At 74.7% G+C, this 13,138-nt stretch carries 10 protein-coding genes; 2 read left to right on the top strand and 8 right to left on the bottom strand.

The genetic code is table 11. The features are described from left to right. Nucleotides 1-14: 14 nt before the first annotated feature. The 3 genes from AB0O11_RS20155 to purD all read right to left on the bottom strand — a co-directional run bounded on the left by AB0O11_RS20155 (nt 15) and on the right by purD (nt 5,337). The gene (locus tag AB0O11_RS20155; protein WP_363388534.1) at nt 15-1,622 is read right to left on the bottom strand and encodes a N,N-dimethylformamidase beta subunit family domain-containing protein; all 1,608 of its coding nucleotides are present in this window, start codon (nt 1,620-1,622) and stop codon (nt 15-17) included. Between the two features lie 228 nt (nt 1,623-1,850). After that, a complete protein-coding gene (locus AB0O11_RS20160; RefSeq protein ID WP_363388537.1) occupies nt 1,851-3,449 on the bottom strand; it encodes a hypothetical protein in 1,599 nt (532 codons plus the stop codon). Between the two features lie 640 nt (nt 3,450-4,089). Then, nucleotides 4,090-5,337 (bottom strand): phosphoribosylamine--glycine ligase, encoded by a 1,248-nt coding sequence (gene purD / locus AB0O11_RS20165; RefSeq protein WP_363388540.1) that lies wholly within the window; start codon nt 5,335-5,337, stop codon nt 4,090-4,092. Between the two features lie 367 nt (nt 5,338-5,704). Between purD and AB0O11_RS20170 the strand changes: the two genes are divergently transcribed. Further along, a complete protein-coding gene (locus tag AB0O11_RS20170) occupies nt 5,705-6,487 on the top strand; it encodes an SLATT domain-containing protein (protein WP_363388543.1) in 783 nt (260 codons plus the stop codon). Nucleotides 6,488-6,497: 10 nt separating this feature from the next. On the opposite strand, the gene AB0O11_RS20175 is transcribed toward AB0O11_RS20170, so the two are convergent. The 3 genes from AB0O11_RS20175 to AB0O11_RS20185 form a co-directional block, all read right to left on the bottom strand. Further along, nucleotides 6,498-7,145: a hypothetical protein gene (locus AB0O11_RS20175; RefSeq protein WP_363388546.1), complete on the bottom strand. Its 648-nt coding sequence runs from the start codon at nt 7,143-7,145 to the stop codon at nt 6,498-6,500. Between the two features lie 116 nt (nt 7,146-7,261). Further along, the gene (locus tag AB0O11_RS20180) at nt 7,262-8,278 is read right to left on the bottom strand and encodes a GntR family transcriptional regulator (protein WP_363388549.1); all 1,017 of its coding nucleotides are present in this window, start codon (nt 8,276-8,278) and stop codon (nt 7,262-7,264) included. Between the two features lie 149 nt (nt 8,279-8,427). After that, on the bottom strand, nt 8,428-9,225 hold the full coding sequence (locus AB0O11_RS20185) for a carbon-nitrogen family hydrolase (protein WP_363388552.1): 798 nt from the start codon (nt 9,223-9,225) through the stop codon (nt 8,428-8,430). 174 nt (nt 9,226-9,399) lie between these two features. Here AB0O11_RS20185 and AB0O11_RS20190 point away from each other — a divergent pair, with 174 nt between their 5' ends. Continuing rightward, on the top strand, nt 9,400-10,221 hold the full coding sequence (locus AB0O11_RS20190; RefSeq protein WP_363388555.1) for a maleylpyruvate isomerase family mycothiol-dependent enzyme: 822 nt from the start codon (nt 9,400-9,402) through the stop codon (nt 10,219-10,221). A gap of 214 nt (nt 10,222-10,435) precedes the next feature. On the opposite strand, the gene AB0O11_RS20195 is transcribed toward AB0O11_RS20190, so the two are convergent. Beyond that, nucleotides 10,436-11,761 carry an MFS transporter gene (locus tag AB0O11_RS20195; protein WP_363388558.1) on the bottom strand — a complete coding sequence of 442 codons (1,326 nt, stop codon included), beginning with the start codon at nt 11,759-11,761 and terminating at the stop codon, nt 10,436-10,438. Nucleotides 11,762-11,916: 155 nt separating this feature from the next. Continuing rightward, nucleotides 11,917-13,113, bottom strand: coding sequence for a M64 family metallopeptidase (locus AB0O11_RS20200; RefSeq protein WP_363388561.1), 1,197 nt, complete (start codon nt 13,111-13,113; stop codon nt 11,917-11,919). Nucleotides 13,114-13,138: the final 25 nt, after the last annotated feature.

Here is a 13,138-nt window from a genome sequence, read left to right on the forward strand (position 1 = left end):
CGTGAAAGGGGAGGTCACTGCCCCCGCAGTCTTTCACGACCGCGGAACGCCGGTTCTCCGGCCGTCGGGCCCGGGATCGACGGCTGGTTCTTGCAGAGCCGGTCCAGCAGGTTGGCGGTGGCCCGCTGGATCCGCTCGTCGGTCAGGCCCGGACGGCCCAGCGCGGGCGACCAGGCGAAGGTGCCGGCCGCGAAGACATACGCGCCGCTGGGCGCCCGGTACAGCGAGGTCTCCTGGTAGCGGGTGCGGCCGGCCAGGTCCTGGTACGGCGAGTGTGCCAGCAGCACCCGCTCGACGTGCTCGGGCAGCGCGACCTTGGGGTAGTAGCGGTCGGCCTCGCCGGCGACCAGCCCGGGCAGTTCGTCGCCCTCCTGGAGGCCGGTGCCGTCCCAGAGCCAGTGCGCGGTGTGCCGGGCGACCAGCGGGACGGGCGCGGCGACCCGCCCCGAGTACTGCACCCCGAGCAGGTGCTGCTCGGGCTCTCCGGCGTCCCGCCACAGCGCGCTGGCCGCGCCGGACGCGCCGGCGGCCGGGCTGCCGGGGACGACCTTCTGCCGCTTGCGGCAGTTGAGCAGCCGGTTGGGCTCACCGGAGGCGGCAGCGGTCAGCTCGACCCGCCAGTACATGGTGTTGGCGGAGAGGAACACCAGCGAGGTGCCGCCGTCCCGGGCCCGCTCGGCGGCCCGGCGCATCGGTTCGGACCAGTACTCGTCGTGGCCGGGGAAGACCAGCGCCCGGTGCCGGGACGGGTCCACCAGGCCGGCGTGCAGGTCGGTGGCGGTGGCGTACGACAGGTCGTAGCCGTAGCGCTCGGCCCAGCGGATGAAGTCGTACGCGTGGCCGACGTGCAGCGGCAGTCCGGCGGTGGCGTGCGGGCGGTCGAAGGAGACGGTGACGGCCGCCTCGGGCTCGCCGACCAGGCCGCCCCGGCCGTCCCAGGCGTGGTAGAGGCTGGCGCCGGTGCGGCCGTCCTCGGGGAACAGGTTGTACGCCTGCCAGGTCACGTCCGGGAGCACCAGGAGCAGCTCGGCGGTGTGCCCCTGCTCCTCGAAGTCCCGGACGGTGAACGGGATGTGGCTGCGGTGCAGCATGTCCGCGGTGGTCAGCACGGCGACGTAGGAGCCGGGCTTCCAGTGCGTCGGGATCTGCAGCCGCCAGGAGTGCCACCAGTGGTGGCAGGAGACCGTCCGGTCGGCGACCAGCGGGGCGGGCTGGGCGAGACCGGCGATCAGCGGGCTGGAGGTCACGTGGCGGGCGCCGTCGCCGCCGTAGTGGCCGATCCGGAAGACGTCCACGGTGAACTCGCGGGGCGGGTTGACGGTGACCCGGAAGTCCACCGAGCCGCCGGGGCGGATCACCCCGGCCGAGGCGAAGCCCTTGATCTGCTGGTCCACGTCGTTGGCGCCCTGTGGGGTGCCCACCGACGGCTTGGGCCGGGTGCCCGCGATCAGCGGCTGCTGGCCGGGCGCGTCCACCGAGACGTACCAGGGGACGGCGCCCTCCGCGCCGGCCAGGTACTGGTCCGGGCTGCGCAGCCAGGGCAGCGGGCCCTGGCCGAAGGGGTCGGAGACGCTGTAGGCGTGCGTCCCCGACTCCCAGCGGCGGTTGAGTTCGGTCCCCACGCGCCCCTCCCAGGTGCACTTCCGCCCGGTTGGCACGTGCCCCCCGGATGTGCGTGCGGTCTAATACACCACAGAGTGCTGGCGCAACGTCACCCTCCGGTAGCAATTGGTGCAGGGAATCTCGCGCGCCTCCCGGGCAGGGCCTCCGGCCTGCGAAGACGCCCGGCGTCCGAACCGATCGGGGGCGCGCGCGGCGGTGCCGAGCGCCCTCCTGGGACGCCCGGGACATCAGAGGCGGACGGGTTTCTCCAGCCGGACGTCGGCGGCGTCCAGCCAGGCGCGCAGCGGGCCGTCCTGGCCCTGTTCGACGGCCTGGGCGACCGGGCCGGCCAGGTCGGTGCGGCGCACTCCGCCGAGCAGCAGCACCGGGCCGTCCAGCCAGTCCAGGCCGGGGGCGCCGCCGGTGGTGTCCACGGCGGCGCAGCAGACCATCGCGGTGACGTGGTCGACCAGCAGGTCGCGGCCGCTGCGGTCGGGTTCGAGCAGCGGGGCCGGGGCGGTGGTGCGGGCCAGCTGGGCGGCGAGCGCGGCGGCCAGCAGCTCGCCGTCGCCCTCGGCGAGCCGGCCCAGCAGCCGGGTGAGGGTCGGGGCGCCGGGGCGGGGCCGCGGGGCGAGCCGGTCCAGGGCGGTCTGCAGGGTGGCGGCGCCCGCCCGCCAGCCGGCGTCCACCACGTCGGCCGGGTAGTCGGCCCACTCCAGCTCGTGCCAGGTGCCGGCTTCCGGACGGCCGAAGAACAGGTCTGCGGCGAGCCGGGAGACCGCCCGGTCGACGGCGCCGGGCTCCTCCAGCAGGTCGCAGGCGGGGCGGTCGCCGAGCCGGCTGCCGTAGCCGTCGGCCAGCCGGTCGCGCCGGGACAGCTCGGTGAGCGCGGAGACCACGCCGGCGTTGAGGTGGGCCGGGTGGCGGCCGAGCCGCCAGGCGGGCAGCGCGACCCGGGTGAGCAGCCGGTCCCAGCCCGCGTAGGCCAGGCCGACCTGCTCCTGGGCGGCGATCCGCAGGCCGTAGTCGACCGTCCTGGCCTGCTCGGAGGCCCAGCCGGCGACCGAGCGTTCCAGCTCGGCGGAGTGGCCCCGGCAGGCGCCGAGCAGGCGGCGGGTGATGCGGCGGATGACCCGCTCGGCGAGTGCGGCCGGACCGCCCCGGGGCGGCCGGGGCGGGGCGGCCAGGGTGCCGCCGCCGAGGCCGGGGGCCGGACCGCCGCCGGAGTCCAGACAGGCGTCCAGGCTGCGCAGGAAGCTCCGGGCGGCGGCGATCTCCGGGTCGGCGGAGGCGGCGGTGCCGGCCACCACGGGGGCGAGCAGGGCGCGCAGCTCCCCGGCCCGCATCCACCACAGGAAGGGCGAGCCGATCACCAGGACGGGGGCGGGCGGCTCGGGGTGCGGCCGCAGCGGGTGCGGCCTCGGCGGTGCCGTCCGCCGGGCCGCCGGGATGTCCTCCAGCCAGCTGTCGCAGTCCGGAGTGAGGGCGATGGCGGAGGGCGCGGGCACGTCCAGCCGGTCCGCCAGTTCGTCGATCAGCCGGTACAGCTCGGGGGCCTCGGCGCGGTCCAGCGGGACGGCCGGGGTGCACGGCGGGACGGCCCGGCGCAGGGCCCGGGCGGTCAGCCCGGCCACCAGCAGGGTCAGCGCGGCGACCGCGCAGACCGCCCAGCGGGCGGCGTCCCAGCCCGCCGCGTCGGCGGCCCCGGGCGCGCCGATCCGGCCGGTGAACCGGCCCGCGAACAGGACCACCGCGACGGCGGCGGGCAGGGCGGCGGCGGCCCGGGCGAGGCCCCGGACCCGCAGGACCGCCTGGGCGTGAGCGCGCGCGATGTCGACTGCGGCCATACGGTGCGGCACCCCCTTCGGAGCCCTCGGGCGCCCGGCTTCGGGCACTGAGCCGACTCGAAACGATCAGTTCCGACCGGGAAGCGGAGGTGTCCGATCCCCGGTAGTGCATGCTGCGTGGCGCTACTGACATTTTCGACGCCCCGGTCCGGGTGGGCGTTCCGGATCGCCCCGGTTACCACTCGTCCCGGTGACACCGCCCGGTCGTTCCGGTGACGCCGCCCGGACGAAGGCGACCGGTCCGGTGCGAAGCACCCGGACGACCGCCCGGCCGGACGCCGTCCAGCATCCCCCCGTGGGAGCACCGCTACCCGGCGGCGACCCCGGCGCACGGGCCCCGCGCACCGCGATCCAGCGCACCATAAGGCCGAACAACCGGTTGCGTCAGCCGGATGCGGGTGCTGTCACCCGATGGACTGGAATCCGTCGGCCGAACAGTGCGTCCGCCCCTGCGGCCGCTCCGACCCCGAAACGCCCGGGACGCTGCGCCCATGGGGTTGACCGGCGGGCTCGGTTGTTCGGGACTCGCTCACCCCTGCCGGGGCCCGCCCGCCGCCGCCCCGCACCGTGGGTGCGACGCACCGCGGCCCCCGTGCGAACGGTTCGCACGGGGGCCGCGGGCGGCGCGGACGCCGACGCCTCAGGCGGTGGCCGCCTTCAGCGCGATGTCGGTGCGGTGCTGGCCGCCCTTGAGGGAGATCCGGTCCACCGCGGCGTACGCGCGCCCGCGCGCCTCGGCCAGGTCGGCGCCGGTGGCGGTGACCGACAGGACGCGGCCGCCGGCGCTCAGCACCCGGCCGTCCTCGCCCGCCGTCGTCCCGGCGTGCAGCACGAACGCGGTGCCGTCCGCCTCCGCCTCGGCCAGGCCCTCGATCGGGTCGCCGGTGCGCGGGGCGGCCGGGTAGCCCTCGGAGGCGACGACCACGGTGACGGCTGCGCCCTCGTCCCAGCGCAGCGGCTCGAGCTGGTCCAGGGTGCCGGTGGCGGAGGCCAGCAGCACGCCCGCCAGCGGGGTGCGCAGCCGGGCCAGCACGACCTGGGTCTCCGGGTCGCCGAAGCGGGCGTTGAACTCGATCACCCGGGTGCCGCGCGAGGTGAGCGCCAGGCCCGCGTACAGCAGGCCGGAGAACTCGGTGCCGCGGCGGCGCAGCTCGTCCACGGTCGGCTGGAGGACGGTCTCCAGGACCTCCTCGACCAGCCCTGCGGGCGCCCACGGCAGCGGCGAGTAGGCACCCATGCCGCCGGTGTTGGGGCCCTCGTCGCCGTCCAGTGCGCGCTTGAAGTCCTGGGCGGGCTGGAGCGGGACGACGGTGGTGCCGTCGGTGATCGCGAACAGCGAGACCTCGGGGCCGTCCAGGTACTCCTCGATGACCACGCGCTCGCAGGCGGCGGCGTGCGCCAGCGCGGCCTCGCGGTCGGAGGTGACCACGACGCCCTTGCCGGCGGCCAGGCCGTCGTCCTTGACCACGTACGGGGCACCGAAGGCGTCCAGCGCCTCGGCGGCCTCGGCGGCGGTGGTGCAGACGTAGGAGCGGGCGGTGGGGACGCCGGCCGCGGCCATCACGTCCTTGGCGAAGGCCTTCGAGCCCTCCAGTTGGGCGGCCGCGGCGGACGGGCCGAACACCGGGATGCCGGCCGCGCGGACGGCGTCCGCGACGCCGGCGACCAGCGGGGCCTCCGGGCCGACCACGACCAGGCCGGCGCCGAGCCGGCCGGCCAGCGCGGCGACCTGCGCACCGTCCAGCTGGTCGACCGGGTGGACCGCCGCGACCTGTGCGATCCCGGCGTTGCCCGGGGCACAGTGCAGTTCGGTCACTGCGGGATCTTGGGACAGAGAGCGGCACAGGGCATGTTCGCGGGCGCCGCCGCCGATGACGAGGACCTTCACGCCTGGCAGCGTAGTCGGTGGCCTGTTCCGGTCGCTCTCCGGTCCCGTCGGATCCTCCAGGAGAAGATCTCCGTACGCCGGGCGCGCCGGAGGATCCTCCAAGCCCGGCCGGGCCGTTTCGGCGGTGGGTGGTCGGGTCACGACGCCGGGTCACCGGACCCTCGCTCGGACGGGTGAAATCTCGCCGACCCCCGCAACCCGCCCACCTCGGGTTCCGGTGGCCGAAACCAGTAACGATCGACGGAGAAGCGCCCCCACGGTCAGCCATTTGGCGGTAAGAAGTGCTGTTGGAGAACCATCGGCGGACGCCACGTCAGCCGTTGCGCCGACAGACCCAGCAGTCCGCCCGCCACAGGGAGCCCCACAGGTGAGCCAGCCGGAAATGCAGCCCGAGGAGAGTGCCTGGGGCAAGGAGATCGGTGAGGAGGACCAGCCCGCCGCCGTCGTCCGACGAGCCTCCACCCGACACCGAGCCGATCTGAGCGCCCGCCAGTTCCCCCTCGGGGACTGGGGCGAGCCCGCCGAACGGCTGGAGGAGCTCTACCGCTGGTCCGAGGAGCGGGCGGTCGAGGCGATCGAGTGGTACCGCCGGGACCGGGTCTGGAAGCGCCGCTGGGCGCGCCTGCTGCGGTTCGGTGCGGCCGGTTTCGCGGTGGGCGGGGTGGTCGCCCCGCTGGTCGACCTGGCCGGCGCCTTCGCGCACGGCACCAGCTGGGGCTACGTCGGCTTCGCACTCTCCGCCGCCTGCCTGGCCGCCGACCGGGTCTTCGGCCTCACCTCCGGCTGGATGCGGGACGTCTCCACCGGGCAGGCGCTGCAACGCCGCCTGGAGGCCTTCCAGTTCGACTGGGCGTCGGAGTGCGTGCGCGAGGTGCTCGGCCCGACCGAGGGCACCGCGGGCGAGGCCGCCGAACGCTGCCTGGGCGTGCTGCGCCGGTTCTGCGAGGACGTGTCGGACATGGTCCGCTCCGAGACCTCGGAGTGGATGCTGGAGTTCCGTGCCTCGATGACCCAGCTGCCCACCCAGTCCGGCGGGGCCTGGGGCGGGCGCAGCGAGCCCGGGGTGGGTGCCCAGGTGCGGGTGCTGCCGCCGCCGGGCACCCGGCCCACCATGCCGCGTCAGCGGCCGCCGGAGGGGCCGCTGCGGTAGTGCCCGGAGGTCAGGCGAAGACGATCATCGAGCCCTGGGTGACGCTCCTGGTCGCCGCCGCGTACAGGCCCGACCAGGCGTGCCGCTCCCGGGCGAAGGGGTGGACGTCGTCGATCGGCGGCCCGAACGGCTGCTCCAGGCCGGTCGGGCCGAGCGGCCGGGTCGGGTCCGGCGGGTTGAGCGGGTCGATGCCCAGCGCCGGTGCGACGGCCTGGAGTTCGCGCAGCAGCCCGTGGCTGGAGCCGAGCGGGCCGCCGGAAGCAAGCAGTGTGTCGTCCACCAGCGGCACCGCGAACTCGACCGGCACGTACGCGCCGGCGTGGTCGAAGTGCCAGACCAGGTGCGACTGTTCGGCGCTGCTCTCGAACATCTCCAGCAGCTGCTCGTAGTCGCCGCCGAGCGCGTCGACCGGGGTGATGTCCAGTCCGGTGAGGCCCAACAGGTAGGCGCGGCGCAGGAAGTGCAGCGAGTCGTAGTCGAACGCGGCTATCGGCTCGACCGCACCGCTGATGCCCGGGACGAACCGGTAGACCGGCACCTCGGGCAGCCCGCGTGAGACCAGCACCGAGTTGTAGAGCGCGAGGTCGTCCCGGAAGGGGTTGTCGGGGCTGTGGCTCAGCACGTCCACCAGCGGGACGAGCCAGAGGTCGCAGGCCATGGCCGGCAGTTCCTCTCCGGAGGCGGGGATCGCCCGCGGAGGCGGGGCGACGACGGGAGTTGGGTCGGTACCCGGACGGCCCTTTCACGGGGCGCCCGGTAACGATGCCCGCCACCCTACCGGCCCGGTGCGGCGTGCGGGTCGGGCCGTCCCCGCGGGGCCTCCGGGGGCGGCTCGGGCAGCCGTCGGCCGAACCGGCCGTACTGCGTCGCGCGCGGCTGCGGCACCAGGCCGAGGCCCAGGCCCAGCTCACGGCCGAGTTCCCGGCCCACCTCGTCGCTGCGGCGGCTCCGCTCGACGCGTCCCGCGCCGGGCTCGTCCGCGGGCCCGGCGGCCGGCTCCGGCGGGGCCGCCGACGCGGGCGGCGGCTCGACGTCCGCCGCCGGCGGCTCCTCCCCGACGGCCTCGGTGAGCAGCCCCAGGACGGTCACCGACTCCAGCGACTGCCCGGCCAGCCCGGCCAGCAGCCGGACGGTGTACAGGTTGTACTCGCAGATGATCCGGTGCGCACCGGCCACATCGCCGGCCTCGATCGCCTCGACCAGGTCCGGGTGGCGTTCCCAGCAGACCCCGCCCAGCACGGGCAGCTCCCGCAGGTAGGGCGCGGCGAACATCCAGGACTGCACCCGCAGCCAGTCCAGGTAGTCGGCGATCCGGCGGTTGCCGAGCAGCCCGCCGACCTCCTGCCAGAACCGGCGGTCGCAGCCCACCATCACGTCCAGGTTCCCGGCCCGGGCGGCCCGCACCGCCGCGTCGGCCCGGCGGTGCAGCGAGGGCAGCCGGCCGAGGTCGGGCAGCGCACGGCGGGCGGCGTACTGGCGGTGGAAGCTGTCGGTGATCAGCACCCGGGACTCGAAGATCTCCAGGAAGTCGTCCCAGCCCAGCTCGGGCACGGTGAAGCCGCGGTGGTGCTCGGCCCGCAGCAGACCCTGCGCGCCGAGGTCGACCAGGGCCTCGCGGGCCGGGGTCGCGGAGACGCCGTACAGCTCGGCGATCTCCTTGACGGTGAAGTTGCGGCCGGCCGCGAGTCGACCGGCCATCATCTCCTCGCGCAGCGCGCCGGCGATCTGCTCGCGCAGGCTGTTGCGGTGGATGACGGGGCGGGGGGTGTCGCCTGCGCCGTTGTCAGGCATGGGGCGACCTCCTCGGGCGGCCTACCGTGCCGGCCCTCGTACGGGCCGGCGGGGAACACGACGAGTGCTCATCTTCTCAAACCCGACCGACCCCGGTACGAACCAACCCTCCCGGAACGCCGTCCGCCGCGCCCCGGCCCCGCTCCGGCTCAGCGCTGGACCGGCGCCGGGATCCCCAGCAGACGGTCCCGCAGCACCGGGAACTCCGCCCGCGCCTCGGCCACCTCGGCCGGGTCGAACTCGACCGTCAGGACCTGCTCGTCCGCCCCCGCCTCGGCCAGCACCCGGCCCCACGGGTCCACCACGATGCTGTGCCCGGCCTGCTCGACCCCGGCGTGCGTACCGGCGGTGTTGCAGGCCAGCACGAAGGCCTGCTCCTCCACCGCCCGGGCCCGGGCCAGCAGCGTCCAGTGCTCGCGCCGCCGGGCCGGCCAGGCCGCCGGGACCACCAGCAGCTGCGCGCCGGCGTCCAGCAGCGCCCGGAACAGCTCCGGGAAGCGCAGGTCGTAGCAGGTGGCCAGGCCCAGGGTGGCGAAGTCGGTGGGCGCGGTGACGATCTCCTGCCCGGCACCCATCACCACCGCCTCGCCGCTGTCGAAGCCGAACCGGTGGATCTTGCGGTACGTGTGCACCAGCTCGCCGTCCGGGGAGAACAGCAGCGAGGTGTTGTAGATCGGCCCGTCCGGATCGCGCTCGACGATCGAACCGGCGTGCAGCCAGACCCCGGCGGCCCGGGCCGCGGCCGACATCACGTCCGAGGTGGGCCCGTCCAGCGTCTCCGCACCGTCCGACCAGAGGTCGTAGGCGAAGCCGCCGAGCGGCCACAGCTCCGGGAGCACCACCAGATCTGCGCCCTGCTGCGCCCGCACCAGGGCCGCCGCCCGAGCCCTCCGCTCGGCGGGGGGTTCCACGTCGGAAACCGCGAGTTGGATCAATGAAGCGCGCACAGTACCACCGTCCACGGCAAGAGACCTACGATCGTCACCCGAAAGCGCTGCCCAGCTGTCTCCCGGCAGCGTAACGTGCGGTTAGCGTGTGCGCCCGGAAAGCCGGACCATCCCGGTCGGCCGTGACGGCGGGGCACAGGCGGCAAGGAAGCTGACGGAGGGCCGGAGATTCCCGTGACGGACAACCAGACCGTGCAGGCTTACACCGAGGCGTGGACCCAGACCATCGAGTCCATATCGGAGCTGGTCGCCCGCCTTCCCGAGGACTCCTGGAACCGGGCCACCGAGTGCCCGGGCTGGTCCGTCCGGGACGTCGTCTCGCACGTGATCGCGGTCGAGTCCGACCTGCTCGGCGACCCGCGCCCGATCCACTCGCTGCCGCGTGACCTCCGTCACGTGACCACCGAGTTCGCCCGCTACATCGAACTGCCGGTCGACAAGCGCCGCTGCCACACCGCGCTGGAGATGACCAGCGAGCTGGAGTACACGATCATCCGCCGCGCCCGGGCGCTGCGGAACGCCAAGCAGACGCCCGGCGAGCCGGTGCGCTGGCCGGCCGGGCCGCTGGCCAGGGACGTTCCGTACCACGAGCTGCTGCGGATGCGGGCCTTCGATGTCTGGGTGCACGAGCAGGACCTGCGCCGGGCCCTGGAGACCCCGGGCAACCTGGACGCCCCGGCCGCCCTGATCACCCGGGACCTGCTGCTGGAGCTGCTGCCCAAGGCCGTCGCCACCAAGGCCGGGGCCCCGGCCGGGACGACCCTGGTGCTGGACGTCACCGGCCCGGTGGAGTTCCTGCGCACCGTCCGGGTGGACTCCACCGGCCACTGCACCGTGGACGAGTCGATCAGTCTGGCCCCCGACGTCCAGCTCACCATGGACTGGGAGACCTACCTGCGGCTCGCCTGCGGCCGCGGCCGGCCCGGCCGGGTCTCCGTCGAGGGCGACCGGGAACTGGCCGAGCGGGTGCTGGCCAACTTCTCGGTCACCATCTGAGCCTGCGGGCACCACCCGGCCTACCCGCACCGACGCGCGCTGGGTCGGCACGACCCGTGCGTCCATGCGTCGATCCGGCGCCGGCACCTCACCCGTTCGACCTCGTCGTTCCGGGCGGACACCGGCGCCGACACCCGTTCGGTAACCCCTGCTTCCAGCAGGGGTTACCGATCAGAGGCCCTGAGGGTCATGACGTTTCCGCAGGTGGGAAGCCCTACGGGTTGGCTGCCATGACCTTCCGTCGCAGCCTGAGGATCATCGCCGTCCCCAGCGCCAGCGGGACGTACTGCCAGCAGAACGCCCAGCGGAAGGCGGTGGCCGAGTACGCCCCGGTGCCGTCCGGGGAGAGCGCGTCCAGCAGCACGCCGATGCCGAACAGGGTGATCATCGTGCCGATGAAGCCGCCCATGTTGACGATCCCGGAGGCGGTGCCGAGCCGCTCCGCGGGGTTGCGGGCGCGCGCGTAGTCGAGGCCGACCAGCGAGGCCGGTCCGTTGCTGCCCATCACCAGGATGATCCCGACCAGCAGCCAGGTCGGCGGGTGGCCACCGGGCCAGGCCAGCACCAGCGCCCAGCCGAGCGCGGTGGTCACGATGACGGTCAGCACGATCGGCATCCGGGCCCGCGCCGAGGCGGAGAGCAGCCGGCCGAAGACGAAGCCGAAGGTCATGTTGCTGAGCACCAGCAGGGTCAGCAGCCCGCCGGCCCCGGCCCGGGACATGCCCTGCGCCTGCACCAGGTAGGGCAGGCCCCAGAGCAGGCCGAAGGCGTTGCCGGGGAACTGGGTGGTGAAGTGGATCCAGAGCCCGAGCCGGGTGCCCGGCTCCCGCCAGCAGGCGAGGACCTGCCGGCCGGCCTTCGGCCGCGCCGCCCGTACCGCGTCGGGCCATACGGCGTCGGGCCGGGCCGCGTCGGGCAGGGTCGCGTCGGGCCGTACGGCGGCCTCCTGGTGGGACGGCGTGTCCTGGAGGAGGAGCGCGACCAGCGCGAACACCACCACACCCAGCAGGGCGATCGCGGTGAAGGTGGGCGTCCAGCCCTCGCTGTGCAGCGCCCGGGCGAGCACCACGGTGGTGACCAGGTTGCCGCCCATCCCGGCCAGGCCGGTCAGCTGGGCCACGAACGGGTTCCGGGCCGCCGGAAACCACCGGGCGGCGATCCGCAGCACGCTGATGAAGGTCATCGCGTCACCGCAGCCGAGCACGGCGCGGGAGGCCAGCGCGGGGCCGAAGGCGGAGCTGAACGCGAAGGCCAGCTGACCGGCGCTCAGCAGCAGGACACCGAGCAGCAGCACCCGGCGCGGCCCGAACCGGTCGACCAGCAGGCCGACCGGGATCTGCATGGCCGCGTAGACCAGCACCTGGAGGATCGAGAAGGTGGAGAGCGCCGAGGCGCCGATGCCGAAGCGGTCGGCGGCGTCCAGTCCGGCCACGCCGAGGCTGGTGCGGTGAATGACGGCCAGGATGTAGACGCTGACGCCGACGGACCAGGCCAGCCAGGCCGCGCGACCGCCGGGCGGTGCGGGTGCGAGCGCGGGCACGGTCACAGGCGTGGGGACGGCCGGGGGCTCGGCCGTGGATCGGGGAGCGGGTGCGGACAGGGACGGGGCTGAACGATCGGGCTCCGCGGTCATAGTCCGACCAGACTAGTCATCCCATGATTGGACGCCCAGATCCGGGTGGCGCGAACCGGGCGTCAGCCGGTCAGCGTCCAGGACACCGAGCGGGTCATGTAGCGCTCCCGGAAGGCCTCGTCCCGCACCCAGTCGGTGGTGTCCCGGACGGTCGCCGTCACGGTGGCCGTCCGGCCCGGGGCCAGCTCCAGCTGGGCGGTGTCCAGCCAGGAGCCGTCGGCGGGCTGCGGCGTCACCGGGACGCCGTCCACCGTCCACTCCACCTCCAGCTGCCGCGGGCCGGTCAGCGGCAGCGGCCGGACGTCGAGCCGGGGCCGCCCGGCCACCTCGCCGGGGGCCGGCAGCGGGGCGTCGGTCGGCCGGACCTTGCGGTACAGCTCCTCGATGATCGCCTCCCGCGAGGGGAGGTTGTACGCGCTGCCCAGGGTGCGCATCACCGAGTCCGGGGTGGGCCGGTAGAGGCCGTTGGCGCTGCGGTACGCCCCGATCACCCCGGCCCCGTCCGGGGACTCGGCGCCGAGCCAGCGCCACCACTTGGTCTGCTTCCTGCGCATGTCGTCGGCGTTGAGGGTGGCGAGGTTCGGGTAGTCGGCGTCGTCCGGGGCACTGTCGTACTCGTCGCCGAGGTCCCCCACGGTGTGCCCGATCTCGTGCTGGATGATCCGCCCGGCGTCCGGACTGCCGCCCGCGAGGGTGGTCACCCCGGTACCGCCGGCGCCGCCGTACTCGGCGGAGTTGGCCAGCGCTATCAGGTACTGCGGCCCGGCGCCGTCGCCCGCGTACCGCGCAGTGACGGCCTCGTCGGCGCAGAGCAGCCGGGCGGTGCCCTCGCACCAGAAGTGCATGCCGAGCGGGGTGGCGCTCTTGTGGCCGCGGCTCTCGGACTCGGCGATCCCGGAGACCGGGGAGACCACCTCGACCCGCCTGATGTTGAAGAAGCCCTGGTAGGTGCGGAAGGGCTCGATGTCCATCAGCGCGTGCCAGGCCCTGTCGGCCTGCTGCCGGAAGAGGTCCTGCTCGTCGGCCGTGTAACCGTCGCCGAGCAGCACCAGGGTGATCCGGTTGGCCGGGTCCCCGGTGCGGCGTATGTCGATGGTCGGGGCGGCCTCGGGTGCCCGCTGGTCGGCGCGGAGGCCCGCGTGCGGCGGCGCCGCCCGGTCGGTCTGCGCCCCCGGCCCGATCACACCGAACGGCGAGGGGCCGGCCAGCTCCACGGCGGCCGGGAGGGCGGCGACGGACACCAGCACGAGTGCGGCCACACTCCGGACGAGACGGCCAGGGTTG

The organism is Kitasatospora sp. NPDC093102 (assembly GCF_040683915.1).
Taxonomy (GTDB): domain Bacteria; phylum Actinomycetota; class Actinomycetes; order Streptomycetales; family Streptomycetaceae; genus Kitasatospora.

Coding starts and splice junctions, on each gene's coding strand:
- AB0O11_RS20175 (WP_363388546.1), bottom strand. CDS start 7,145: ATGGCCTGCGACCTCTGGCTCGTCCCGCTGGTGGACGTGCTGAGCCAC.
- AB0O11_RS20180 (WP_363388549.1), bottom strand. CDS start 8,278: ATGCCTGACAACGGCGCAGGCGACACCCCCCGCCCCGTCATCCACCGC.
- AB0O11_RS20160 (WP_363388537.1), bottom strand. CDS start 3,449: ATGGCCGCAGTCGACATCGCGCGCGCTCACGCCCAGGCGGTCCTGCGG.